This is a genomic window from uncultured Senegalimassilia sp., from assembly GCF_934636665.1.
Classification (GTDB): domain Bacteria; phylum Actinomycetota; class Coriobacteriia; order Coriobacteriales; family Eggerthellaceae; genus Senegalimassilia.
Genome location: NZ_CAKUAT010000001.1, coordinates 128,185 through 153,948, shown reverse-complemented (window position 1 = coordinate 153,948; position 25,764 = coordinate 128,185). Strand labels below are relative to the sequence as shown.

Annotated in this window: 24 protein-coding genes; 23 read left to right on the top strand and 1 reads right to left on the bottom strand. The window is 65.1% G+C overall.

Features of this window, described 5'->3' with window-relative positions; all coding sequences use genetic code 11:
• Positions 1-128 precede the first annotated feature (128 nt).
• The 12 genes from hisD to Q0G75_RS00690 all read left to right on the top strand — a co-directional run bounded on the left by hisD (position 129) and on the right by Q0G75_RS00690 (position 13,506).
• A complete protein-coding gene (hisD, locus tag Q0G75_RS00745) occupies positions 129-1,451 on the top strand; it encodes a histidinol dehydrogenase (protein ID WP_294414577.1) in 1,323 nt (440 codons plus the stop codon).
• Positions 1,444-2,508, top strand: coding sequence for a histidinol-phosphate transaminase (gene hisC / locus Q0G75_RS00740; RefSeq protein ID WP_294414576.1), 1,065 nt, complete (start codon positions 1,444-1,446; stop codon positions 2,506-2,508). Before hisD ends, hisC begins: the two co-directional genes overlap by 8 nt.
• A gap of 475 nt (positions 2,509-2,983) precedes the next feature.
• On the top strand, positions 2,984-3,577 hold the full coding sequence (gene hisB, locus Q0G75_RS00735) for an imidazoleglycerol-phosphate dehydratase HisB (protein ID WP_294414575.1): 594 nt from the start codon (positions 2,984-2,986) through the stop codon (positions 3,575-3,577).
• Positions 3,578-3,654: 77 nt separating this feature from the next.
• Positions 3,655-4,317, top strand: a complete 663-nt coding sequence (hisH, locus tag Q0G75_RS00730) for an imidazole glycerol phosphate synthase subunit HisH (RefSeq protein ID WP_294414574.1) — start codon at positions 3,655-3,657, stop codon at positions 4,315-4,317.
• Positions 4,318-4,326: 9 nt separating this feature from the next.
• A complete protein-coding gene (gene hisA / locus Q0G75_RS00725; RefSeq protein WP_294414572.1) occupies positions 4,327-5,070 on the top strand; it encodes a 1-(5-phosphoribosyl)-5-[(5-phosphoribosylamino)methylideneamino]imidazole-4-carboxamide isomerase in 744 nt (247 codons plus the stop codon).
• A 144-nt stretch (positions 5,071-5,214) separates the two neighbouring features.
• Positions 5,215-5,979: an imidazole glycerol phosphate synthase subunit HisF gene (gene hisF / locus Q0G75_RS00720; RefSeq protein WP_294414570.1), complete on the top strand. Its 765-nt coding sequence runs from the start codon at positions 5,215-5,217 to the stop codon at positions 5,977-5,979.
• Between the two features lie 12 nt (positions 5,980-5,991).
• Entirely contained in the window at positions 5,992-6,324 is a 333-nt protein-coding gene (gene hisI / locus Q0G75_RS00715; protein WP_294414567.1) for a phosphoribosyl-AMP cyclohydrolase, read from the top strand.
• A gap of 281 nt (positions 6,325-6,605) precedes the next feature.
• The gene (fsa, locus tag Q0G75_RS00710) at positions 6,606-7,292 is read left to right on the top strand and encodes a fructose-6-phosphate aldolase (protein ID WP_118349845.1); all 687 of its coding nucleotides are present in this window, start codon (positions 6,606-6,608) and stop codon (positions 7,290-7,292) included.
• Entirely contained in the window at positions 7,289-9,460 is a 2,172-nt protein-coding gene (gene rho / locus Q0G75_RS00705; protein WP_294414565.1) for a transcription termination factor Rho, read from the top strand. Before fsa ends, rho begins: the two co-directional genes overlap by 4 nt.
• A gap of 15 nt (positions 9,461-9,475) precedes the next feature.
• Positions 9,476-11,503 (top strand): class I tRNA ligase family protein, encoded by a 2,028-nt coding sequence (locus Q0G75_RS00700; protein ID WP_294414563.1) that lies wholly within the window; start codon positions 9,476-9,478, stop codon positions 11,501-11,503.
• Positions 11,504-11,593: 90 nt separating this feature from the next.
• On the top strand, positions 11,594-12,073 hold the full coding sequence (rnhA, locus tag Q0G75_RS00695) for a ribonuclease HI (RefSeq protein WP_114620216.1): 480 nt from the start codon (positions 11,594-11,596) through the stop codon (positions 12,071-12,073).
• A gap of 200 nt (positions 12,074-12,273) precedes the next feature.
• Positions 12,274-13,506, top strand: coding sequence for an NlpC/P60 family protein (locus Q0G75_RS00690; RefSeq protein ID WP_294414562.1), 1,233 nt, complete (start codon positions 12,274-12,276; stop codon positions 13,504-13,506).
• Between the two features lie 128 nt (positions 13,507-13,634).
• Here the strand turns inward: Q0G75_RS00690 and yihA are convergent, their stop codons facing one another.
• A complete protein-coding gene (gene yihA, locus Q0G75_RS00685) occupies positions 13,635-14,219 on the bottom strand; it encodes a ribosome biogenesis GTP-binding protein YihA/YsxC (RefSeq protein WP_294414561.1) in 585 nt (194 codons plus the stop codon).
• A gap of 245 nt (positions 14,220-14,464) precedes the next feature.
• Between yihA and Q0G75_RS00680 the strand changes: the two genes are divergently transcribed.
• The 11 genes from Q0G75_RS00680 (at position 14,465) to Q0G75_RS00630 (ending at position 25,742) form a co-directional block, all read left to right on the top strand.
• Positions 14,465-14,716 carry a DUF6110 family protein gene (locus tag Q0G75_RS00680; RefSeq protein WP_294414560.1) on the top strand — a complete coding sequence of 84 codons (252 nt, stop codon included), beginning with the start codon at positions 14,465-14,467 and terminating at the stop codon, positions 14,714-14,716.
• Between the two features lie 15 nt (positions 14,717-14,731).
• On the top strand, positions 14,732-16,813 hold the full coding sequence (locus Q0G75_RS00675; RefSeq protein WP_294414559.1) for a heavy metal translocating P-type ATPase: 2,082 nt from the start codon (positions 14,732-14,734) through the stop codon (positions 16,811-16,813).
• 391 nt (positions 16,814-17,204) lie between these two features.
• Positions 17,205-17,969 carry a 30S ribosomal protein S2 gene (gene rpsB / locus Q0G75_RS00670; protein ID WP_288579426.1) on the top strand — a complete coding sequence of 255 codons (765 nt, stop codon included), beginning with the start codon at positions 17,205-17,207 and terminating at the stop codon, positions 17,967-17,969.
• A gap of 120 nt (positions 17,970-18,089) precedes the next feature.
• Complete coding sequence (tsf, locus tag Q0G75_RS00665) at positions 18,090-18,956, top strand: translation elongation factor Ts (RefSeq protein ID WP_294414558.1); 867 nt, start codon at positions 18,090-18,092, stop codon at positions 18,954-18,956.
• 272 nt (positions 18,957-19,228) lie between these two features.
• The gene (gene murA / locus Q0G75_RS00660) at positions 19,229-20,512 is read left to right on the top strand and encodes a UDP-N-acetylglucosamine 1-carboxyvinyltransferase (RefSeq protein ID WP_294414557.1); all 1,284 of its coding nucleotides are present in this window, start codon (positions 19,229-19,231) and stop codon (positions 20,510-20,512) included.
• Positions 20,513-20,527: 15 nt separating this feature from the next.
• Complete coding sequence (locus tag Q0G75_RS00655; protein WP_294414556.1) at positions 20,528-22,006, top strand: LCP family protein; 1,479 nt, start codon at positions 20,528-20,530, stop codon at positions 22,004-22,006.
• A gap of 87 nt (positions 22,007-22,093) precedes the next feature.
• On the top strand, positions 22,094-22,327 hold the full coding sequence (locus Q0G75_RS00650) for a NifU family protein (protein WP_114620220.1): 234 nt from the start codon (positions 22,094-22,096) through the stop codon (positions 22,325-22,327).
• Positions 22,328-22,372: 45 nt separating this feature from the next.
• Complete coding sequence (locus Q0G75_RS00645; RefSeq protein WP_294414555.1) at positions 22,373-22,669, top strand: hypothetical protein; 297 nt, start codon at positions 22,373-22,375, stop codon at positions 22,667-22,669.
• Positions 22,670-22,949: 280 nt separating this feature from the next.
• Positions 22,950-23,780 (top strand): prolipoprotein diacylglyceryl transferase, encoded by an 831-nt coding sequence (lgt, locus tag Q0G75_RS00640; protein ID WP_294414554.1) that lies wholly within the window; start codon positions 22,950-22,952, stop codon positions 23,778-23,780.
• 147 nt (positions 23,781-23,927) lie between these two features.
• Entirely contained in the window at positions 23,928-24,308 is a 381-nt protein-coding gene (locus Q0G75_RS00635; protein WP_294414553.1) for a desulfoferrodoxin family protein, read from the top strand.
• Positions 24,309-24,773: 465 nt separating this feature from the next.
• A complete protein-coding gene (locus Q0G75_RS00630; RefSeq protein ID WP_294414552.1) occupies positions 24,774-25,742 on the top strand; it encodes a phosphate ABC transporter substrate-binding protein in 969 nt (322 codons plus the stop codon).
• Positions 25,743-25,764: the final 22 nt, after the last annotated feature.

Below are 25,764 nucleotides of genomic sequence, written 5' to 3'. Positions count from 1 at the left end.
CGCCCAGGGGTCGGGCGCCGCAACGTCAAGGCCGGGGAAACGCCTGCTCGCAGGCGCGGCCGCGACAAGGTATCATCGTGAAAGAGGCCGGAGGGGTCATCCGGCGTGTATATGGAAAGAAGGACAACATGCGTCGCGTCATCCTAAACAAAGGCGAGCAATTCTCCAACAAGCACCTCAAGCGCACGGGCGCGTTCAACGCCCGTGCCATGGAGGCGGCAACGAATATCATCGAGCAGGTTCGCGAACAGGGCGATGCTGCCCTGCGCGAGCTGACCGAGCGCTTCGACGGCGTTGCCATCGAGAATTTCCGCGTGCCGGCAGAGGCCATCGAGGCCGCCGCGGCGAAGGTCGATCCCAAGACCGAGGAGGCGCTCAAGAAGGCCGCCAAGCAGATCCGCGAGTTCCACGAGCGCCAGGTCAAGCAGAGCTGGTTCTCCGTGCGCGAGGACGGTGCCCTGGTCGGCGCGAAGGTCACCCCGCTTGAAAGCGTGGGCATCTACGTGCCCGGCGGCCGTGCGCTCTACCCGTCCACGGTGCTCATGAACGCCCTGCCCGCCGCGGTCGCCGGCGTCGAGCGCATCGTGTGCGTCACGCCGCCCACCAAGGACGGCAGCATCGACCCGGTGGTGCTCGAGGCGTGCCGTCTGGCAGGCGTCACCGAGATCTACACGGTAGGCGGTGCGCAGGCCGTGGCGGCGCTTGCCTACGGCACCGAGACCATCGAGCCGGTCTGCAAGATCACGGGCCCGGGCAACGCGTTCGTGGCGGCTGCGAAGAAGATCGTCTCCGGCGATGTGGGAATCGATATGATCGCCGGCCCCTCCGAGGTGTGCGTCGTGGCCGACGAGACCGCCGATCCCGCCATGGTCGCCATCGACCTCATGGCCCAGGCCGAGCACGATCCGCTGGCAAGCTGCTACCTGGTTACGTTCGACGAGGGCTACGCCGACAAGGTCGAGGCCGCCATCGAGGGCCACATGAAGGCCTCCACGCGCGCCGAGATCACCACCGCCTCGCTGGCCGATCAGGGCCTCGTGGTCATCTGCGACTCCATGGAGCAGGCTATCCAGTCCGTCAACGTTATCGCCCCCGAGCACCTGGAGCTGCACTTCGACGGCGCGTTCGAGCAGCTCGGCGCCATCCGCAACGCCGGCGCCATCTTCGTGGGCGAGTGGACCCCCGAGGCCGTGGGCGACTACGTGGCCGGCCCCAACCACACGCTTCCCACCGGCGGCACCGCGCGCTACGCTTCGCCGCTTTCCACCGACGAGTTCGTCAAGCACTCCAGCGTCATCCAGTATTCCGCGAAGTCGCTGGCAAACGACGCCGACGCCGTCATCGCCATCGCCCGTCACGAGGGCCTGTGGGCGCACGCCCGCAGCGTCGAGCTGCGCAAGGCGCTCGTGGAGACCGGCGACATCTACGGTTTGGACGGCGCCGATGAATAGCGTCCGCGCATCCGCCCCGCAGCTGGCCGACATCACGCCCTACGACCCGAAGTACCTTCCGGCGCGTGCGTACCTGTCGGCCAACGAGAACCCCTGCGATGTGGAGACCGAGATCCGCAACGAGATCAAGCGCGAGATCAACAAGGTGGCCTTCAATCGTTATCCCGACCCCTTGGCCAACGAGCTGCGCGACATGATCGCCGAGGCCAACGGCCTTGACCGCGATTGCGTGCTCGTGGGCAACGGCGGCGACGAGCTGCTGTTCGACACGGCGCTGGCCTGGGGCGGGCCGGGGCGCAAGTTCCTGAACATGCCGCCGACGTTCTCGGTGTACCGCAACAACGCCGAGCTCACCAACACCGAGGTGGTCGACATCCCGCGCCGCGCCGATTACACCATCGACGAGGAGGCGGTGCTGTCCCGTGTGGCGCGCGGCGACATCGATTACGTCATCGTCACCAGCCCGAACAACCCCACGGGCGACCTGGCCGACGAGCGCTTCATCCTGCGTCTGCTCGACGCCACCGACGCGCTCGTGATGGTGGACGAGGCGTACTTCGAGTTCTCGCGCGGCACGGTGCGCCCCTACCTGGCGCAGCACAAGAACCTGGTCATCCTGCGCACGTTCTCCAAGGCGTTCTCGCTTGCCGGCGTGCGCGTGGGCTACCTGCTGGGGCACCCCGAGGTCATCCGCGAGTTCTTGAAGGTGCGCCAGCCGTACTCGGTGGACGCGGTGTCGCAGGCCATCGCGCGCGTGGTGTTCCGCAATCGCGCGAAGTTCGAGCGCGGCATCATGCGGATCGTCTCGGAGCGTGGGCGCGTGTTCCGTGAGCTCTCGCAGATGCCGGGTATCACGGCGTACCCCTCGAACGCCAACTACATCCTGTTCCGCACAGAAGGCGCGGGGGAGGTGTGGCAGCAACTCTACGACCGCGGCATCCTCGTGCGCGACTTCAGCCGCGCGCCCATGCTGCAGGATTGCCTGCGCGTCTCCATCGGCAGCCCCCAGGAAAACGACGAGTTCCTGGCCGCGCTGCGGGAGATCCTGTCGAAGTAAAGGCTCGGGGACGTAGCGCTAACTGTCCGGAATCGCTGCGTCGGCGCGAGGCCGTGCGGAGTGGATCGCGTCGAGGCGGAGTCGAGGATTCTGTGGCACGCGAGGTCTTGACGGGGCATGGGCGGGGTCGCGGCGCCCTGCGCGCCGTGGAAAAACGAGGCCGCGCACGCCCTGTGGACCGCACCCTGCGTCTTCTGGGCGGTTTTGCAGGAAACGGGGGCCGATTTGCCCTTCGGTCCCCGTCATCTGGGCGGTTTTTGTAGCGTGATGCCGGCAACGCACGATAAAACCCCAGGTCAGTTTTGTGGTATCCCGGCGAAACAGGCTTTCGTGCCTACAAAACCGCCCAGAACTTTAATCGGGCGCCAGCGGGTGCCGACGGGCGCTAGCGGGCGTCCCGGGTCCGGACACCTCGGGGACGTAGCGCTAACTGTCCGGAATCGCTGCGCACACGACGATAGAAAGGCGAACAGCAATGAGCGAACGCGTTGCGCGCATCGCGCGCACCACGAAGGAAACCGACATCGACTTGTCCGTCGACCTTGACGGCACGGGCGTCACGGACGTGGAGACGGGCATCGGGTTTTTCGACCACATGCTCACTGCGTTCGGCCGCCACGGCTTGTTCGACCTGCAAGTTCGTTGCAAGGGAGACCTTGAGGTGGACGGCCACCACTCGGTGGAGGACACCGGCATCGTCATGGGTCAGGCGTTCGCGCAGGCGCTCGGCGACAAGCGCGGCATCCGCCGCTTCGGCGACATCGCCATGCCCATGGACGAGGCGCTTATCATGGCGGCCGTGGACATCTCGGGACGCGGCCAGCTGTTCTGGGACGCCGACGTGCCCGCAGTGATGGTGGGCGCCTTCGACGCCACGCTGGCGAAGGAGTTCTTCATCGCCTTCGCCGCCAACGCCGGCGTCACGCTGCACATCCGCCAGCTGGCCGGCGAGAACACGCACCACGTCATCGAGGGCATGTTCAAGGCGGTGGCGCGCGCCATGCGCCAGGCCTGCGAGCCCGACCCCCGCATGGGCGACGCGCTGCCGTCCACGAAGGGGATGCTGTAAGCCCCCCGTTCATGCTTCGTTTGGGGCACACCGCCCCCACTGACTTTTATTGGACCTGCGAGATGTGAAAGACGCCCATGATCGCTGTTGTTGACTACAAGAAGGGCAACCTGCTGTCCGTCGAGCGCGGTTTGCGCGCGGCGGGCGCCGACGCCCGCATCACCGACGATGCCGCCGAGATAGCCGCCGCCTGCGCCATCGTCTTGCCGGGCGTGGGCGCGTTCGCCGACGCCGCGGCCACCATGGACGAGCTCGGCCAGACCGAGGTCATCCGCCGCCGCATCGCGGAAGGGGTGCCGTTTTTGGGCATCTGCCTGGGCGAGCACCTGCTGTTCGAGGAGGGCGTGGAAGGCGCCGACGCCGACGGCAACCCGCGCGGTCTGGGCGTGCTGCCCGGATGCGTGGATCGCATGCCGCGCCAGGACGCCGAAGGCCGCGCGTACAAGGTCCCGCACGTGGGCTGGAACACCGTTGATTTTCCCGCCGGCGCGCCGGAGAACCCGCTGTTCGCGGGCATCCCCTCGGGTACGTACTTCTACTTCACCCATAGCTTCATCGCGCCTGACGGGCCGTTCGCCATCGCACATACCACGCACAGCGTGACGTTCCCGTGCGCCGTGCAGAAGGGCAACGCGTTCGGCGTGCAGTTCCACCCCGAGAAAAGCTCGGACGCCGGCGCGGCCGTGCTGCGCAACTTCGTCAAAATCGCCAAGGCGGCATCGCCCGCCTTGCAAGGTTAGGAGGCCGCCATGTACCTGCTTCCCGCAATCGATATCCTGGGCGGCAAGGCCGTTCGCCTGGCGAAGGGCGATTACAACCAGGTGACCGTATACAACGACGATCCCGTAGCGCAGGCGCGCGCCTTCGAGCAGGCCGGCGCCCAGTGGGTGCACGTGGTCGATCTGGACGGCGCGCGCAGCGGCGTCCCGGAGAACATCGCCATCGTTGAGCGTATCGTGCGCGAGACGTCGCTTTCCGTCGAGATCGGCGGCGGCATCCGCAGCCTGGAGACGCTCAAGCGCCTGGCGGACGCCGGCGCGGCGCGCATGGTGCTCGGCACCGCGCTCGTCAACGACCCCGAGCTTGCGCGCGCGGCGGTGGCCGCGGTGGGCGGCGACCGCCTGACCGCCGGCATCGACGCGAAGGGCGGGGAAGTGGCCGTCTCCGGTTGGATCGAGGGCTCGGGCGTGGCCGCCGCCGACCTGGCGCGCGCGATGGGCGCCGCCGGGTTCAAGCACATCGTCTATACCGACATCGCGCGCGACGGCATGCAGACCGGCATCGACGTGCAGGCCTACGTCGACATGGCGAATGCGTTCGGCAACCCCGTCATCGCCAGCGGCGGCGTGGCAAGCCTTGCCGACATCGAGCGCCTGGCGCCGGTGGCGGAAAGCATCGAGGGCGTCATCACCGGCCGCGCCGTGTACGAGGGCACGCTCGATGTGGCCGAGGGCGTCGCCCTTTGCGCCAGCCTGACCGCCGCGCGATCCTAATGCCGTAAAGGCGCCGAGCGCCGTTCGTTTCACGGCGAAGCCGGGCGCTGCGCTCGCCTGCGCAACGTTTTCCGGCCCCGCAACGCAGCAGCCGGCGCATCCCCGTCGATCTTCCCTTTCCCCGAGCCGTTGAGGAGCAGATATATGTTGGCAAAACGCGTGATCCCCTGCATGGACGTGAAGGACGGCCGTGTGGTGAAGGGGGTCAACTTCGTGAACCTGCGCGATGCGGGCGACCCGATCGAGCTGGCGCAGCGCTACGATGAGCAGCGCGCCGACGAGGTGATCTTCCTTGACATCACCGCCACCAGCGACAAGCGCGAGACCACGGTCGACCTTGCAAGCCGTGCCAGCGCGCAGCTGCACCTGCCGTATTGCGTGGGCGGCGGCTTCCGCAGCGTCGCCGACATCCGCCGCATGATAGCCGCCGGCGCCGACAAGGTGTCGGTCAACAGCGCGGCGGTGGACAACCCGCAGCTCATCTCCGACGCCGCCGCGGCGTTCGGCACGCAGGCTATCCTGTGCGCCATCGACGCGAAGCAGGTGGTCGGCAATCCCAACAAGTGGGAGGTCTACGTGCACGGCGGCCGCACCGCAACCGGCATCGACGCCGTGGAATGGGCCGTCGAGGCGGCGCGGCGCGGCGCAGGCGAGATCTTGCTGACCAGCATGGACCGCGACGGCAGCAAGGACGGCTTCGACTGCGCGCTCACCCGCGCAGTGGCGCGCGCGGTGGACATCCCCGTCATCGCCAGCGGCGGCGTGGGCAAGCTCGAGCACTTCGCCGAAGGCATCATCGACGGCGAAGCCGATGCCGTGCTGGCCGCCAGCGTCTTCCACTTCGGCGAGTTCACGGTATCCCAGGTCAAGGAGTACATGCGCAGCCAGGGCATCCCGGTGCGCCTATAGAAAGGATCATCCATGCAAACCGAGCTTCCCGAGCTGAAATACAACGCCGACGGGCTGATCCCGTGCATCGTGCAGGACGTGGAAACGCGCGAGGTGCTCATGATGGCGTGGATGAACGCCGAAAGCCTGGCGCTTACGCTTGAGCGCGGCGAGACGGTGTTCTGGAGCCGCAGCCGCCAGGAGCTGTGGCACAAGGGCGCCACCAGCGGCAACACGCAGAAGATCGTCGAGCTTCGCTACGATTGCGACGCCGACACGCTTCTGGCCCTCGTGCATCCGGCGGGCCCCGCATGCCACACCGGCGCAACCAGCTGCTTCTTCCGCGCGCTGGCCAAGTTCGAGTAGGCGTTTCGCCGCCATCGCGCCCCGCGGAAAACCGAATACGCGAAAGCTTGAAGGCCGGGTCATCCCGGCTTTCGCGCGTTTTGCGCTCGCGTGTGCCCGGTCGTGCGCTTCGGGTGGTTATCCGCAGCGACTTGCTTGCGCGCACCCGGCGCCTGCGCTATCCTGCCCCTAGCTTTATTTTCTCGAAGGAAACCCTTCCCATCATCAAGTTCCCGCTTCCCATCAACGCTCTTTCTATGCGCAAAGCGGGTAACAACCCATATATATAAGGAGGAATAAGGGTGAAGTTCTTTCTGGACACGGCAGATCTAGCCGAAATCGAAGAGGCTGCTAGCTGGGGCGCGCTGGCGGGCGTCACCACCAACCCGTCGCTGTACGCCAAGATCGGCGGTAAGCTGGACGACTTCCATAACCACATGAAGCGCATCTGCGACATCGTCGGCCCGGACTGCCCGGTTTCCGCCGAATCCGTCGCCATGACGCGCGACGAGATCGTCGCCGACGGCCGCAAGCTGGCCGAGATCGCCCCCAACATCGTGGTGAAGATCCCCACCATGGTCGAGGGCCTGGCCGCCACCCACACGCTGGCAGCCGAGGGCATCCCGGTGAACATGACGCTGTGCTTCAGCGTGCCGCAGGCGCTGCTGGCCGCACGCGCCGGCGCCCGCTACATCAGCCCGTTCATCGGCCGTTTCGATGACATCTCCGAGGACGGCCTCGAGCAGGTCGGCAACATCGTCACCGCCATCAACAACTACGATTTCACGGCCAATACCGCCAACGGCGAGCAGATCGAAATCATCGCCGCCTCCGTGCGCAGCGCCAACCATGTCACGCAGTGCGCGCTCATGGGCGCCGACATCGCCACCGTTCCGTTCGGCGTGCTGAAGAAGATGGTGCAGCATCCGCTCACCGACCGCGGCCTGGACTCCTTCATGAAGGACTGGGAGAAGGTAGCTAACGCATGAGCGACGAGCAGAATGTAGCGGAGGCGCCGCAGCAGGGCGCCCCCGCGGCCGATGCGACGCCGGCTGCTCCCAAGCGCCGCCCGGGCCGTCCGCGCAAAAGCGCCGTCTCGTCGGGCAAGGCCTCTTCCGAGGCATCCCCCGACGCCGCATCCGACGCCCCGGCCGATGGGGCCGATAGCGCCCCGAAAACGCCGGCCAAGCGCCGCCCGGGCCGTCCTCGTAAGAAGGCCGCGCCCGCCCAGAAGGCCGAAGCCGCCCCTGCTGCGAAGGCCGATGACGCCGTAAAGGCCGCACCCGCCGCGAAGCCCGCTTCCGCGGCGAAGGCGAAAAAGGCGAAGGAGGCTCCCGCCGAGCCCGAGGCCGCCGCGCCCAAGGCACAGGCCGCTGAAAGCGCTCAAACCGCCGAGGCCGTGACCGGCACGCCGGCAAGGCGCCGTCCGGGCCGTTCGCACAAGAAGATCGCCACCGCGCCCGTCGCCGCTCAGGCGGCCCCTGCGCAGGACGCATCCGGCAAGCAGCAGGCCCCCGAAGCTCCCGAAACCGCGCAGGCTCCCGCCGAAGCAGCCGGCTCCGACCAGCAGGCACCCGCCAAGGACATGGCCCCGGGTCGCGCGGCACGCGCAGCGCGCACGCCGCGCAAATCGGTGCGCGCCCAGGGCGCCAACCGCGAGGGCCGCACCGAGCAGCATGAGGGCCGCGGCAAGGCCGACGCCCGCGAAGGCGCCGATCAGCGCGCCGAGGGCCGCAACTCCGGCAACGCCGGCTCCGATCGCCACCAGCGCAACGACCGCACCGATCGCAACGGCCGCAAGAACGGCAACGATCGCAACGATCGTCACCAGCGTCACCAGCGCAACAACAACCGCGAGGTGGTTCCCAGCGTCAACAAGGAGGACCTTGCCAAGCTCAAGGTGGCCGAGCTGCGCGCGAAGGCCGCCGAGCTCGACGTCGACGTGGCGGGCCTGAAGAAGGCCGAGCTCATCGACGCCGTGTACGACGCGTCCTTGAAGGCCGAGGGCTTCGTGGAGGTCGAGGGCATCCTCGACATCATGCAGGACGGCTACGGCTTCCTGCGCACCAACGGCTACCTGCCCAGCGAGCAGGACTGCTACGTGGGGCTTTCCACCATCCGCCGCAACGGCCTGCGCAAGGGCGACAAGCTCACGGGCACCACGCGCCCGGCGCGCCCCAACGAGAAGTACGCCGCCGTGCAGAAGGTGGCCACCGTCAACGGCAAACCCCTCGAGGAGCTGGGCCGTCGCGTGCGCTTCGGCGACCTCACGCCGGTCTATCCCGACGAGTGCCTGACCATGGAGCATGGCCAGACCACCATCACGGCGCGCGTCATCGACCTGGTAAGCCCCATCGGCAAGGGCCAGCGCGGCCTGATCGTCAGCCCGCCGAAGGCCGGCAAGACCACCATCCTGAAGGATATCGCCGCGGCCATCAGCGCCAACAACCCCGAGGTGCACCTCATGTGCCTTTTGGTCGACGAGCGCCCCGAGGAAGTCACGGACATGCAGCGCTCCATCAAGGGAGAGGTTATCTCCTCCACCTTCGATATGCCCACCGAAAACCACATCCAGGTTTCCGAGCTGGTCATCGAGCGCGCAAAGCGCCTGGTGGAGGACGGCAAGGACGTCGTGGTGCTGCTCGACAGCCTCACGCGCCTGGCGCGCGCCTACAACCTGGCGCAGCCCGCGTCCGGCCGCATCCTGTCCGGCGGCGTGGACTCCACGGCCCTGTACCCGCCGAAGAAGTTCCTGGGCGCTGCCCGAAACATCGAGGGCGGCGGTAGCCTGACCATCCTTGCCTCGGCCTTGGTGGAAACGGGCTCGAAGATGGATGAGGTCATCTTCGAGGAGTTCAAGGGCACGGGCAACATGGAGCTCAAGCTCGACCGCAACCTGGCCGACCGCCGCATCTTCCCGGCCATCGACCCGGTGACATCGGGAACGCGCAAGGAGGACCTGCTGCTCGATCCGCAAAAGGCCCCGCTCATCTGGGCGGTGCGCCGCATCTTGGCGAACACGAACAACACCGAGCGCGCCATGGACATGCTCATCAAGTCCTTGAAGCGCACCGACGACAACGACGAGTTCCTCATGCGCACGGCGAAAAAGGCCCAGCACAACAGTGGGAACGCAAACGCAAACCTGGAGTTCTAGGGGAGACATATACAGATGGCGACAATGCAAGACAACAACGAAACGGTTGCCTGGTCCAAGCGCGCGGTGGTCACGGCCGGCATGCCCTACGGCAACAAGCCGCTGCATTTCGGGCATATCGCCGGCGTGTTCGTGCCCGCCGACTGCTTCGCACGCTTCCTGCGCGACCGCATCGGCGCGGAGAACGTCCGCTTCATCAGCGGCACGGACTGCTTCGGCTCGCCCATCAACGAGGGCTACCGCAAACTGGTGGAGGCCGGGGAGTTCGACGGCACCATTGAGGATTACGTGCTGCGCAACCATAACCGCCAGAAGGACACGCTGGATTCCTACGACATCAGCCTGGACATCTACGAAGGCTCCAACATCGGGCATTCCGGCGAGGTCCACCAGCTTATCAGCGAGGCGTTCATCAAGAAGCTGCACGAGAACGGCTGGTTGCAGAAGCGCGCGACGCTGCAGTTCTACGACCCCGAGGCCGGCACGTTCCTGAACGGCCGCCAGGTGCAGGGCCACTGCCCCGTGCAGGGCTGCAAGTCCGAGCACGCCTATGCCGACGAGTGCGATCTGGGCCACAGCTACGCGCCTGAGGACCTGATCGCCCCGAAGTCCTCGCTCACCGGCGTCACGCCCGAGATGCGCCCGGTGGAGAACTGGTACTTCGACCTGCCGGCGTTCAACGACTTCCTGAAAAAGCACGTGGAGGCCCTTGAGGCCGACCCCGAGGTTCGTCCCATCGTGCCGCAAACCATCAAGGAGTTCCTGGCTCCGCCGGTGGTCTACATCAAAAACGAGCTGTACGATCAGTACCTGGAAATCGCCGACAAGCTGGCGCATCACCAGTACCATGAGGCCGAGAAGGGCAAGCAGTCCTTCGAGATCGAGTTCGACACCATCGACGACCGCGATGCGGCGCGCGACGTGCTTGCCGCGGCGGGCATCCGCTTCCGCACGGGCAAGGCGCTCGTTCCCTTCCGCATCACCGGCAACATCGAGTGGGGCGTGAAGGCGCCGGTCATCGACGGGCTCGAGGGCCTGACGGTGTGGTGCTGGCCCGAAAGCCTGTGGGCTCCCATGAGCTTCACCATGGCCGTCAACGACAAGATGGGCCTGCCGCGTGGCAGCTGGCGCGACTTCTGGTGCTCGGAGGACGCGCAGGTCTACCAGTTCATCGGCCAGGACAACCTGTATTTCTACGGCGTGGCCCAGCCGGCGCTCATCGAGGCGTTGCGCCCGGGCGACATCCTTGCGCCCGGCGAGACCGACACGCCCCTGCGCCAGACCAGCCTCATCGCCAACCATCACATCCTGCTGGGCAACAAGAAGGCTTCGTCGTCGGGCTCGGTCAAGCCGCCGACGGCCGACGAGCTGCTGGAGCATTACACCGTCGAGCAGCTTCGCGCGCACTTCCTGGCGCTTGGCTTGGACCAGAAGTCCGTGGGCTTCAAGCCCAAGCCCTTCGACCCCGACGAGGCGAAGCGCAATGACCCGCGCGTGGCCGACCCGGTGCTCAAGGAGGGCACGCTGCTCACCAACGTGTTCAACCGTCTGGCCCGCAGCTGCTTCTACGAGGCGCAGAAGAACTTCGAGGGCTGGATGCCGCTCGGCGAGGTGTCGCCCGACGTGCGCGAGCGCGCTCATGCCTGCATGAACGAGTACGACAAGACCATGCACAAGGCGGAGCTGCACACGGTCATGTCCATCATGGACACGTTCATCCGCTGGGCGAACAAGTACTGGACGGACAACATCCGCACCGCCGAGAAGGAAGGCGACGAGAAGCTGCGCCGTCAGGTGCTCGTGGACTGCTTCTACCTGCTGCGCGTGTGCACGCTGCTCATGCACCCCGTGGTGCCGAAGGGCTGCGAGAAGATCGCCGATTACCTCAGCTTCGAGTTCGACGACTTCTTCAGCTGGAACTTCGATTTCGAGGGCATGGACGAGCTTTGCCACGGCTCCGAGCTCGAGGACGGGCGTCATCGCATCCGCGAGCTTCCCCCGCGCTTCGACTTCTTCTCGAAGCACCCCTCGCAGTTCAAGTAGGGTTTCAAAGCACGGCATCCGATCAGGCTGGCCAGCTGCGGCAACGCGGCTGGCCGGTCTTTTCATGGGTGCGGAAAGATTGGTTTGCATATGCACGTTGATTTGTATTCCGACGGCGCCTCGCGGGGCAACCCCGGGCCGGGCGGGTACGGCAGCATTCTGCGCTTCGTCGACAGCAAGGGCGGGGTGCATGAGCGGGAGTTCTCGCAAGGGTATCGTTGCACCACGAACAATCGCATGGAGCTGCTCGGCGCCATCGTGGCCCTCGAGGCTCTCAAGCGCCCGTGCCACGTAACGCTGTACTCCGATTCCCAGTATCTGGTGAACGCGTTCAACCAGCACTGGGTGGACGGCTGGCTCAAGCGCGGGTGGAAGAACTCGCAGAAGCAGCCCGTGAAGAACTCCGATCTGTGGAAGCGCATGCTCAAGGCGAAGGAGCCCCACGACGTGGAGTTCGTCTGGGTCAAGGGCCATGCCGGCCATGCCGAGAACGAGCGCTGCGATGCGCTGGCAACCTCCGCGGCCGACGACCCGTCGCGCCATAAAGAGGACGCTGGCTTCCGCGGCTAGGTGACGGCGCAAGTCGCCGCCAAGGACGGGCAGGTGGGGCGGGCGGGATTGAATCCCCGGTTTCGCCCCACCTGTCCGTTCTCCATATATACAGGTTGCCTCACCTGGTGGTATGCCCGTTCAGTGCAAAAGGTTCCGCGCTTGTTGCCAGGGTGATACAGTGGCGTAAGCGATTTTGCAACCGAGAAGGAGGTTCGTGCATGCAACAGGAAATGAAGCTGCGCCGCCGCATCGCCGGTGGAGCGATGGCTTGCGTCCTGTCCTGCGGCCTTATGGTCCCGCAGCTGGCATTCGCCACCCCTGATTCATCTTCCAAGCAGGCCGAGGCCCAGGCGGTCCTGGCCTCGCTCAACTCCATGCAGTACAAGCTCGACCAGGCGTCGGCCGACTACGGCCAGGCGCTTGAGGAGCAGGCCCAGGCCCAGCAGTCCGCCGATCAGGCGCAGGAGCGCATCGACCAGATCAACGTCGAGATCGCCGATGTGCAGTCCCGTTTGGGCGATCGCGCGCAAAGCATGTACCGCACGGGCGCCAGCTCGTTTTTGGACCTGTTGCTCGGGTCCACGTCGTTCAGCGAGTTCGCCACGAACTGGGACCTTCTGAACAAGGTCAACGATAACGATGCCGAGCTCGTGCAGCGCAACAAGGACCTGCGTACCGAGGCCCAAGAGCAGAAGGCAACCTTCGAAGAGCAGAGCCGCACCGCCGCTGCCAAAGCCTCCGAGGCCAAGCAGATCCAGGACGAGGCTCAGGCCACCGTCAACTCCATGCAGCAGACCTATGACGGCCTTTCGGCCGAGGTTGCCACGCTGGTGGAGGAAGAGCGCGCCGCGCAGGCGGCCGCTGCTGCCGCAACTGCCCAGCAGACCGTCGACCAGTCCGCTGCTCAGGCCACCCAGCGTATGGGCATCGCCGCTGCCACCAACAACAACGCCAATGCGGGCGGCAATGGCGGTAACGGCGGCGCTGCCGATAACGGCGGTGGCGATACCTGGACCGATAACTCCGGCGACTCCGGCAACACCGGTTGGACCGATAACGGCAACCCGGGCAACTCGGGCAACACCGGCAACACGGGCGGTTCCAGCAGCTGGACGCCGTCTTACAACGCCTCCACGGGCAATGCCATCGTCGACCGTGCATACAGCTGCATCGGCGCGCCGTACGTGTGGGGCGGCGTCGGCCCTGACGGCTTCGACTGCTCCGGTCTGGTCAGCTATGCTCTGACCGGCAGCAATTCGCGCTACGGCACCACGTATACGTTCATGGGCATGTCCCAGGTCTCCGATCCCCAGCCCGGCGACATCTGCACCAGCTGGTCGCACTGCGGCATCTACATCGGCGGCGGTCAGATGATCCATGCCCCAACTTTCGGCCAGACCGTGTGCGTCAGCTCCGTGCAGTCCGACATGATCATCGTGCGCCCCTGGTAGCGCTTCTCGCTCCAGCGGCCTGTCGGCAAGCATCCAATCGGCAAGCGCAAAAGCACCTGCAGCAAACAACGAGCCCCAAGCTATCCATCAGCTTGGGGCTCGTTCGCGTTTGCGGGGACGATACCGCGTTAGCCTTCGCAGGCCTGCGTGATGAGCCTGCGCAAGGCGTCGAAGCCCTCGCGCTTCTCGCTGGACGTCACCAGCATGGGCACGTCGTCGGGCAGGGCCAGCTGGCGGCGCAGCACGGAAACCTGCTTGTTCTGCTGGTTGCGGGAGAGCTTGTCGGCCTTGGTGAGCACCACGGCGAAGGGCAGCCCCGCCTCCATAAGGAAGTTGATCATGTTCAGGTCGAGCTGCTGCGCTTCGTGGCGGATGTCCACCAGGCTGACCACCAGCGCGAAGTTGCGATCCTGGTTGAAATAGCCCTCGATCAGCTCCGCCCAGCGGCCCTTCTCGGATTTCGCCACGCGCGCGTAGCCGTAGCCGGGCAGGTCGACGAAGCGGGCGCCTTCGGTTGCGAAGAAGTTGATGGTGGACGTCTTGCCGGGCTTCTGCGAGACCTTCGCCAGGCTTTTGCGGCCGAACAGGGCGTTGAGCATGGACGACTTGCCCACGTTCGAACGGCCGGCGAACGCCACTTCCGGAAGCGTCGAGGGCGGCAGCTGCGACGAGATGCCGAACGAGCGCTCGAAGGATACGTTGTTGAAGTTCATACGATGCTCCAAATGGTTCGAAGTTGTGCTGGCACCATGATAGCGTGCTTCGCTGCGCAGATATGCCCACGTCATCGGCCGTCCGCAATAACCCCGCATGACGGCAAACGACGATTTCGAGGAAAAAGTTGCCGTTGATTGACAGAATGTCAGCCGGGCCATACTCTTTCGTACGGAGTAAAAGTTTTTGGGGTCGAACATTGCTGGATCCACAGCGGTGGACAGCGCAAGGAAGGACGAAGATCATGAAACTCAAAAAGCGCGATGGTTGGATGATTGCCGGCGGTTTTGCTCTGGGCACGCTGGGTTTGAAGGCGCTGAGCAGCTCTACGGCGAAGAAGTGCTACGTGCAGGGCGTTGCCAAGGGCCTGCAGGCCAAGGCCGCTTATCAGGACGTGGTCGAGCAGGCCAAGGCCCAGGTCGACGACATCGTGGCCGAGGCCAGCTACATCAACGAGTCCGCCAAGACCGAGCAGCCTGCGGCCGACGGCGAATAGCGCGAAGACGTCGCTATGAAATATCAGATCGCAAATGAGCTTCCGGGCCGTTTGCGCGTGAAGCTGGCGGGCCCTGTCCCGCCAGCGGACTTAGATGCGCTGTATCGCGTGCTGGGCGCATGCCCTGATATCGCGAAGTCAACCGTCTATCCGCGCATCGGCAGCGTGGCCCTGGTATACAACGCCGTCCCCGGCTCCCGCGCCCGCGTGCTCGAGCATCTTGCGGGCATCGACGCGGCAGCCATCGCCAAGGCCAAGCAAGGGTGCGGCCTCGAGCTTGCCCCGCGCTCGCATTCCCTTCTCATGGACCTGGCGTCGCTGGTTGGCTTCCATTTCATGCGCCGCTGGTTCCTGCCCGCGCCCTTGGCGGCGGCTTGGACGGTGTTCAGCTATCGCAAGTTCCTGTTCGCGGGCCTGAAGTCGCTGGCGGCGGGCCGGCTGGACGTGCCCGTGCTCGACGCGGCCGCCATCGGCATCTCGTTCGCGAAGCGCGACCCGCGCACGGCGGGGCTCACCATGCTTCTGCTCAACGTGGGCGAGACGCTTGAGGAATATACGCGAAGCCGATCGGAGGGCGCGCTCATCAACGCGCTGCTCGATCTGCCTGAAACCGCCCAGCTGGTGGAGGGCGACACCGAGGTGCAGGTTCCCTCCAGCTCCTTGCGCGCAGGTCAGCTTATCGCCGTGCGCACCGGCATGCCTGTGTGCGTTGACGGCACGGTGGTGCGAGGGTGCGCCATGGTCAACCAAGCGGCGCTCACCGGCGAGCCGCTGGCCGTGGAACGCACCGTCGGCGACGACGTGTTCGCCGGCACGGCCGTGGAGGACGGCGAGATCATCGTCGAGGTGAAGGCCAACGAAGGCCAGACGAAGCTGCGCACCATCGTCAACCTGGTCGAGCAGACCGAATCCTACAAGTCCCGCACGCAGTCGCGCATGGAGCGCCTTGCCGACCGCATCGTGCCGTGGAACTTCCTGTTGGCGGGCATCGTGGCGCTTACCACGCGCAGCCTGGTGAAGACGTCGGCGGCTCTTATGGTCGACTATTCCTGCGCGCTTAAGCTCACCGGCTCCATTGCCGTGCTGTCGGCTATGAGCCAGTCGGCTCAGGCGGGCTTCACCGTGAAGGGTTCGCAGCACTTCGAGTCCATGGCGCAGGCCGACGTCATCGTGTTCGACAAGACGGGCACGCTCACCGAGGCCGCCCCGCAGGTGGCGCGCGTGCTTTCCCTTGACGGTTGGGATGAGGACGAGGTGCTTCGCTTCGCCGCGTGCTTGGAGGAGCACTTCCCGCACCCGGTGGCCCGCGCGGTCGTGCGCGCTGCCGCCGATAAGGGCCTGGAGCACCGCGAGCGCCACGCCGAGGTGGAGTACATCGTGGCGCACGGCATAGCAAGCTCGCTTGCCGGCAAGCGCGTGGTCATCGGCTCGGAGCACTTCGTCGTGGAGGACGAACGGGTCGAGATCTCCGAGGCGCAGAAAGACCTTATCGCGCGACAGACCGAGGGCCTTTCGCCGCTCTACCTTGCCGTGGACGGCAGGCTCATGGGCGTCATCGGCGTGCAGGACCCGCTCAAGGCCGGCGTTCCCGAGGCCATCGCCGAGCTTCGCCGTCTGGGGCTTTCGCGCGTCATCATGCTCACGGGCGACAACGAGCGCACTGCGGCGCGCATCGCCGCGCGAGCCGGCGTCTCCGAGTTCCACGCCAACCTGCTTCCCGAGGATAAGTACGCCTTCGTCGAGGGCCTCAAGGCGCAAGGCGCGCATGTGGTCATGGTCGGCGACGGCGTCAACGACGCCCCGGCGCTGGCGCTTGCCGACGTGGGCATCGCCATGGGGCAGGGCACCGCGGTGGCGAAAGAGGTGGCCGACATCACGCTCACGGGCGGCCAGCTCGGCTCCATCGTGGCGTTGCGCCGCATGAGCGAGGGCCTCATGGGCCGCCTGAACGGCAGCTTCAAGGAGGTCATGGTCATCAACTCGACGTTGTTGGCGGCCGGCATCGGCGGCGTCATCTCCCCGCAGATGTCCTCGCTTCTGCATAACGCGTCCACCGTCGCGCTGTCCATGCGCAACGGCAAGCGTTACGACGCATAGGCCCGTCGAGAGCCCGCGGGCATCGGCCGATTGGCGGTCATGCGTCTAGTGCCGGAGCCCGATGGCGTTCGACGGCCGATGGGCGGCCGCGCGCCTAGGGCCCGCGGCCTCGCTTCCAGAAAGGAATTTTCGAACTCAGCCGGACGTGTACGGCTGAGTTCGATAACGAAAGCGAAGTGTTCGGATGAACTTGCGAATCAAGCTTAGGTAGCGGGTTCGTGAAGGCCGCACCAAATTTTCGACGCCCCCGTTGCAAACGCCCGGGGGCGTTGTTATAATCCGAGGGCTGTTTTATCACACATGCGTGTGCGACCCTTCCCGCTAGTGGCCGAAATCGGTTGCGGGTGAAAGGGGATGACCGCACGCAGAGGACTAACGAATGGAGAGTGTCATGGCAAAGATCAGCATTCAGACCCTGCTCGACGCAGGCGCGCACTTCGGTCACCAGAAGCGTCGTTGGAACCCCAAGATGAAGCCGTTCATCTTCGGCGCCCGCGGTGACATCTACATCCTGGACCTCAAGCAGTCCCTCATGGGCATGGACCAGGCTTACACCTTCGTCTCCAACGTCGCCAAGAACGGCGGCTCCGTCCTGTTCGTCGGCACGAAGAAGCAGGCCCAGGAGGCCGTCGCCGACGCCGCCAACCGCTGCGGCATGCCCTACGTCAACGCCCGTTGGCTCGGCGGTATGCTCACCAACTTCGTGACCATCCGCTCCCGCGTCACCCGCATGGAGGAGCTGGAGGCCATGGAGGCCGACGGCCGTATGGCGCTGCTGCCGAAGAAGGAGCAGATCCTGCTGCGCAAGGAGCTGTCCAAGCTGCAGCTCAACCTCAACGGCATCCGCAACATGAAGCGCGTCCCCGACGCCATCTTCGTGATCGACACCAACCGCGAGGAGATCGCCATCCGCGAGGCTCATCGTCTGAACATCCCCGTGGTGGGCACGCTGGACACCAACTGCGATCCCGATGACGTCGAGTACGGCATCCCGGCAAACGACGACGCCATCCGCTCCGTCAAGCTGCTGGCCGACTTCATCGCCGACGCCGTCGTCGCCGGCACCGGCGCTCCCGTTTCCGCTGAGGAAATGGCCGCTCCGGCCGAGGCCGAGGCCGCTCCGGCCGCCGAGGCTGCCGCTCCTGCTGCCGAATAAGCACGGGGCCTAACCCACTGGTGTTGCACGCCGTCGGTCCCCGTAGGGCGGCCGACGGCGTTCGAGGTTATTAACGGCGGCGCTCAGGCGTCGCCGCAACAAGGATAGAAAGGATCCAACGTGGCTGCTATCACCGCTTCCATGGTCAAGGAACTGCGCGAGATGACCGACGCCGGCATGATGGAGTGCAAGAAGGCGCTCGTCGAGGCCGATGGCGACATGGAGAAGGCCGTCGACGTGCTGCGCACCCGCGGTCTGGCCGCTGCCGCCAAGAAGGCCGGCCGTGCCACCAACGAGGGCACCGTCATGACCGTTCTGGCCGATGACGCCAAGTCCGCCGCCGTCGTCGAGCTGAACTGCGAGACCGACTTCGTGGGCATGAACGAGAAGTTCAAGGCCTACGCCGAGAAGCTCGGCCGCGCCGCCCTGGCCGCCGAGGCCGCCGACGTCGAGGCCCTGCGCGCCTCCACCTTCGAGGGCGAGCCCGTCGAGGACATCCTCACCGACGCCATCCACGTGCTGGGCGAGAACATCCAGCTTCCTCGCGCCACCACCATCAATGCCGGCGGCATCGCCTCCTACATCCACGGTGGCGGCAAGATCGGCGTTCTGGTGACCTTCGACGTCGAGGGCATCGACCCCGCTTCCGAGGGCTTCCAGGCTTACGGCCGCGACGTTGCCATGCAGGTTGCCGCCGCTTCCCCGGTGTCCGCCAACCGCGAGTCCGTGCCGGCCGAGGTCGTCGAGCATGAGATGGGCATCTACAAGGCTCAGGCTGCCGAGTCCGGCAAGCCCGAGGCCATCCAGGAGAAGATGGCTACCGGCCGTATGGAGAAGTTCTACAAGGAGAACTGCCTGACCGAGCAGGCCTTCGTCAAGAACCCCGACCAGTCCATCAACCAGTACACCGACGAGTGCGCCAAGAACCTGGGCGGCACCATCAAGGTGACCGGTTTCGTGCGCTGGGCTCTGGGCGAGACCGCGTAACCTACGCTTTCGCTAAAGAGTCAGCGAATCGCTGAACGCTTCGGGCCGCTCATGTAACCTGCATGCCGCCTATATGCCACTGCATCAGCTTGATGCCTTTCGGCTTTGGCGCCTGCAGGGCACGGGGCGGCCCGTTTCCCGTTTAAGGGCATCTTCGCTTTCACGCGCCCGTGAATGCGTTGATACGTTTGCTTTCATCGTGAAGGCCCGCCTTGCGCGGGCCTTCGCTTTATAATGGGCTTTCGCAATCTAGTTCATCCAGGGGGGTTTGCATGTCTGAGAAAGAGATCATCGTCGTCGAGGGCAACAACGTCCTTTCCGGCGAGGTGAGGGTTTCCGGCGCGAAGAACTCGGCTTTGAAGCTCATCGCCGCCTCGCTTTTGGGCCAGGGCGCCTCAACGCTGCACAACGTGCCCCTTATCAGCGATATCGTCGTCATGTCGGAGGTGCTCGAGTGCCTGGGCGCCACCGTCGAGCGTGACGGCCACACCATGGTCATCGACACCGCCCAGGTCACGTCCCACGAAACGCCCTACGAGCTGGTGTCGAAGATGCGCGCGTCCATCAGCGTGCTCGGTCCGCTGGTGGCGCGTTTCGGCCAGGCGCGCGTGGCCATGCCCGGCGGCTGTCAGATCGGCGCCCGCAAGATCGATATGCACCTGGTGGGCCTTGAGGCCTTGGGCGTGGAGTTCACCGTGGACCATGGGTATCTGAACGCCCACACGCCCAACGGTCTGCACGGCGCCGATGTCACGCTGGAGTTTCCCAGCGTCGGCGCTACCGAGAACTGCCTCATGGCCGCCGTCACCGCCCATGGCACCACGTGCATCGAGAACGCCGCGCGCGAACCCGAGATCGTCGATTTGGCGAACATGCTCAACGCCATGGGCGGCAAGGTTACCGGCGCTGGTTCGTCCATCATCCAGGTGGAGGGCGTGCCGCTGGAAAGCCTGCATCCCTGCGAGCACACCACGGTGGGCGATCGCATCGAGGCCGGCACTTTCTTGGCGGGCGGTGCACTCACCGGCGGCCCGGTCACGGTGCGCGGCATCGACCCGTCGTACCTGCATATGGCCATCATGAAGCTGCGCGCCATGGGCTGTTGCGTCGAGGCGGGGGAGGATTGGGTCACCTGCAGCCGCAACCAACCGCTGCAGCCCACCGATATCCAGACGCTTCCGCATCCGGGTTTCCCCACCGACCTGCAGGCCCAGTTCATGCTGCTGTGCAGCCTTGCCCACGGCACCTCCATGGTCACCGAGAACGTCTTCGAGAACCGCTTCATGTTCGCCAGCGAGCTGGCGCGCATGGGCGCTGATATCACCATCGAGGACCATCATGCCCTCGTGCGCGGCGTCAACGACCTGCAGGGCACCGACGTGTCCTCCACCGACCTGCGCGCCGGTGCGGCATTGGTGTTGGCGGGCATCGTGGCCGAAGGTGAAACCCGCGTGCACAACATCAAGCACATCGATCGCGGCTACGAGGACTACTGCGGCAAGCTCTCCCAGCTTGGCGCCAACGTAACGCGCCGTCAGGTTGGCGCGGCCGAATAGCCGGACGGGAGCGCCATGGTCAGGAAACGCAAGGACATAACCCAGATCAACTCCAAGCTCACTTCGCGTCGCATGCGCAGCGCAACCTTGGGCACGCACGTCCCCAAGGTGCGCCCGGCGCACATGAACGCCGACCAGGTGGGCTTCTCCAGCCCGCGTAGGCAGAAGCGCGCGCAGCGCGGCTACGTGAGCAACGTCATGCCCAGCGCCCAGGGTCCGCGAAGCCGTACGGGTTACGCCAGGGGGCTCGAGTTCTCGCCGGGGGTCAAGCGCCGCACGCTCGCAAAGCGCGTGGGCATCGCCGTGGCGGTGGTGGCTGTGTTGGCGGCCGTGGCCTACGGGGTGGGCTCGTTCACCCTTATGGGAAGCCTCAACGACAAGCTGGCGCTGAAGGATTCCGATGCCGAAAAGGCGCTTACGGCCGTGAAATCCGGCGACCCTTTCTACACGCTCGTCGTGGCGGAGCTGGATACGCCGGGCATGCCGAACTCTGCCGAGGGCCCCGATGCGCTTGCCCTGGTGCGAACCGATTCCTCGGGCAAAAACGCCTGCATCATCAGCATTCCCGCCGACGTGCAGGTGTCGCTGAAGGACGGCAAGTATTACCCCATCAGGCAGGCAAGCGTGCGCGAAAGCGATGCCAGCCTGGTCAGCGCCGTGGCCAACTTCGCCGACGTGAAGATTTCCCATGTGGTCAAGATCGACGCAGCCGGCCTTGTGCAGCTGGTTGACACGCTCGGCGGCGTAGATGTGGACCTTTCCGAAGAGGTTGACGACCCCAACGCCGGCAGCGTGTACCTGCCCGCCGGCAGCCAAACCCTCACCGGCGAGGGCGCCCTTACGCTGGCGCGCGCCACGAACTTCGAGTCGCCGCGGCAGACCCAGGCCGAGAACCAGCGCAAGCTGCTTGAAGCGGTGTCGCTGCGCATGGTCTCGGGGGGCAAGTCCAGCTTGGTCGGCCTGCTCGACCAGCTGCAGGGCGCCTTCGGCACCGACATGGGCTCAAGCGATGCTCTGTCCTTGGCCGAGAGCCTCAAGGGTATGAGCGCCGATTCCGTCACGGGCGCCCTCGTGCCCGGCTACGTCACGCAAAGCGATGGCCAAGATGTGTTCGCGGTGTCGAACTCCTCATGGTCCGAGATGATGGACCGCGTCGACTCGGGGCAGGAGCCCGCCGAGCAGACGCAGGCGGCTACCACCGATCCGGGCAGCTTCACCATCACGCTGAAAAACGGCGGCGGCATCACGGGAGCGGCGGCCTCCATGGAGTCGACGCTCACCTCGAAGGGCTTCAAGGTTTCGGAGACGGGCAACACCGACACCTCCGTGTACAACGAAACGCTGGTCATCTACAACACCAGCGAAGCGCAGCCCGCTGCCCAAACCGTGCTCGATGCCATGGGGGTAGGTCGCTTGGTGCAGAACACCGGCGCCTATTCGTTCGGCACCGATGTGCTGGTCATCCTCGGCAAGGATTGGAAACCCTCATCGTAACCCCATCCAAACGCCCGATGGCCCCATCGGGCGCTGTGGTAGAATCGCTCATGATGAACAAAAGACCGAAAGGCAAAGGAGAACCTCATGGTTGAGAAGACCGATGTTGCAGCAGTGCTCGAGCTCATCCGACCCAGCCTGCAGGCTGATGGCGGCGACGTGAAGCTCGTCGACGTCGACGAGGACGGCGTGGTCACCGTCGAGCTGCAAGGCGCTTGCAAGGGCTGCCCCATGTCCCAGATGACGCTGGCCAACGGCGTCGAGCGCATCCTCAAGGAGCGCGTGCCCGGCGTCACCCGCGTGGTGCCGGCGGTCATGTAAGCAGGTAAGCACCAGGTAAGCAGGCGGAGAAGGGAAGCGGAAAGCATGAAGTGTTGGGAATTGCGCGGTTGCTACGAAGATGCCGAGATGAACGGCCGCTGCCCGCATAACATTCCCGGCGAACCGTGCCCCGCAGATTGCCACTTCGCCGCCTGCTTCCGTCCCACGCACGTGGTGTGCACCGATTTCGGCAAGCTGCTCAATCCCAGCCGCGATTTCGACGCGGCGGCCAAGGAGATCTGCCGCTTCTGCGAGTTCTTCCTGGAGCACGGGCCGAGCACGGCCGATCGTGCAAGCGAAGGCCCCACCCGTCAGGGTAACCCGAACAGGTTCTTGCTCTAAAGGCGTTTCGGTGGAGGCCGTGAACATACATGCCGCATGCCCTAGCTGCGGATGCGGCGCATTCGATATGGCGCGATACCGCGCCATCATGGTATTGGGCCCCGAAACAGCCCTGTTCGCCCTTGATTGCCCCAAATGTGGCGCGCAGGTTCGGCTGTTGCGCACCATCCCCGGTCCGCTTCGTGAAGAGGTTAGGGCAAGCGCTCAACAGGTTGGCGCAGGGGGCTTGAACTAAGGTATCCTTTTCTCCGTTCGACTGCTATGGAACGGAGCTTTCCCCATGTTAAACGAAATATATCGCATGCTCGACCCGGTGGCGTTCGCTATCGGGCCTTTTGTCGTGCGCTGGTACGGCATCGCCTATGTCGCCGGCTTCGTGTGCGCGGCGCTTGTGCTGTGGCAGGTGGCGAAGCGTTGGAAGGTGCGGGTGGATGCGGACAGCCTGCTCACCGTGGTGCTGTGCGCCATCGTGGGCGTGATCTTTGGGGGACGTTTGGGCTACGTCCTCGTCTACGGCGACGGCTACTATTTCTCCCATCCCGCCGAGATCTTGGCGTTCAACCACGGCGGCATGAGTTTCCACGGGGGCCTTATCGGCGCGCTGCTCTCGGGCATCGTGGCGGCGCGCTTCACTGGCATCCCGTATCTCACGCTTGCGGACATGGGCTGCATCGCGGCGCCCATCGGCCTGTTCTTCGGCCGCTGCGCCAACTTCGTGAACGGCGAGCTGTGGGGCGCCCCCACCAGCTTGCCGTGGGGCGTGGTGTTCGGCGGCACGGCGGGCACCATGCCGCGCCACCCCTCGCAGCTCTACGAGGCCCTGCTCGAGGGCATCGTGCTGTTCTGCGTGCTGTATGCCCTGTCGCGAAAGCGGCCGCCGCGCCCGCAGGGGACGTTTTTAGGCGTGTTTCTGGTTGGCTACGGCCTATTCCGCTTCCTCATTGAGTTCGTTCGCCAGCCTGATGCGCAGATCGGCTACCTGTGGGGAGGGTGGTTGACCATGGGCCAGGTCCTCAGCGTGCCGCTTATGGTGGCGGGGGTGTGCGCCCTTGTTTATGCCGTTCGCGTCAAGAAACCGCAAAAGGGGCTTCCAGAAATGGTACAAAGTTAGTATCATATAGCTATGCAACAGACGGGCTGCGGGAGCGTAACGGGTTGGCGAACGTCCACCCGCGCACCTTCCGCTCGCGCTGGGCGTTTCTATACTGAGAGCAACGGCACCCCGGGGGTTGCCGTTGAAACCTGAGAGGGGTTTACCATGGACGTCAAATTCTTCAAGTGCATGCACTGCGGCAACGTGGCCATTAAGCCGTTCGACCAGGGCGTGCCCATGTCCTGCTGCGGCGAGCAGATGGTCGAGCTCCGCGCCAACGACACCGACGCTGCAATGGAGAAGCACGTGCCGCAGGTCGTCGTCGACGGCTCCGCGGTCAACGTGAAGGTCGGCGAGGTCGCTCATCCCATGACGCCCGAGCATCTGATCACGTTCATCGTGCTCGTCACCGAAAAGGGCTACCAGATCGCGCCGCTCACCGCTCAGGATGCCCCTGAGGCAACCTTCGCCCTGGCAGCGGGCGATGCGCCGGTGAAGGCATACGAGTACTGCAACCTCCACGGCCTGTGGGTCAAGGAGATCTAAGATCTAGTCCTAACGCGCAAGAAAGACGGACCCGCAGCGGCGTGCTGCGGGTCCGTTTCGTCTCAGCGTGCGAATCTGCCTGATGCGGGCTTTCCCGCATCGCCTCCGCCGCGCCAAGAGACCGGCGGGGCGCATTCGAGTGCCAGCGCGCAGTCATTCGCCTCGCTTCCGTTGTTGGCAGCGATTACGCATATCGCGCTATGCTTTCTGGCTTGGTGCAAGCCGCTGCGCTATGCCTGGCGGCACTTCGGCCTTTTGGTCCTTGACACATCGTCGAAGCTCTTCCTACACTTGAGATATCTATTGCGGTCTGGCAAAGCTGAATTCTGCACAGCTTTGCGCATTGGCGTCTGCCCAATTCGCCGTGCGGCCGCTTCAAACCCTTTCTGCATAGGTAAAGACAAAACGCAGCGCGCATTTGCCGTGCTGTGCTTTGCTGTGCGGAAAACCAAGGAAAGGAACACCATGGAGAACGAAACCAAGAAGCATCGCTTCCGCGCCGTGGCGGTTGCCGCGCTGGCGCTCACGCTGTGCTGCGGCCTGCTGGCGGGCTGCTCGTCGAACGGCTCCTCGCAAGCCGGCTCGGATAGCTCCGCAACCAAGCAGGCATCCGGCGACTTCCAGTCCAACATCATGTTCTGCGGCTCCACCTCGCTGTATCCCATCATCTCCTCGCTGGCATCTTCGTATACCGACGAGTACGTGAAGTGGAACAAGGTGGATTCCAGCTTCCCGGAGAAGAACATCTCCATCTACGTGGCGCCGGGCGGCTCGGGCGTCGGCGTGAGCGCGCTTGAAGAGGGTACGTGCGACTTCGGCATGGTCGCCCGCACGCTGAAGGATTCCGAGAAGGAAGCCCTGGGCGATTACAAGGAGTACGAGGTTGCCAAGGATGCGCTGACCGTTTCCGTGAACGCCGAGAACCCCCTTGTGTCCACGATGGACGACATGTCCACCGACACCATTCGCAAGATCTTCGCCGGCGAGATCACCACGTGGGACCAGGTGGACGCCTCCCTGCCCGCTGAGCAGATCCAGGTGTACATCCGCGACCTGTCCGGCGGCGCCTACGAGGTGTTCCAGAAGTCCGTTATGGGCGACAGCAAGGTGACCGACTCCGCCACACAGTCCGCATCCATGACCGAGCTGGCCACCAACATCGCCAACAACAAGTGGGCCATCGGCTATGCCGGCTTCGGCGCGTACAACAAGGCCAATGCCAACGGTCAGAAGCTGGTCGCCATGAAGGTCGACGGCGTCGAGGCAACCGAGGCCAACATCATCTCCGGCGACTACAAGATCCAGCGTCCGGTCATGTTCGTGGGCGTGGGCGAGCCGAGCAGCTCCGAGCAGGCCTTCATCGACTACATCTTCTCCGATGCCGGCATCAAGGTCATCCGCTCCAACGGCTACATCCCGTCGTTCACCGCATAACGAATCGCAGAGTTAGAAGAAC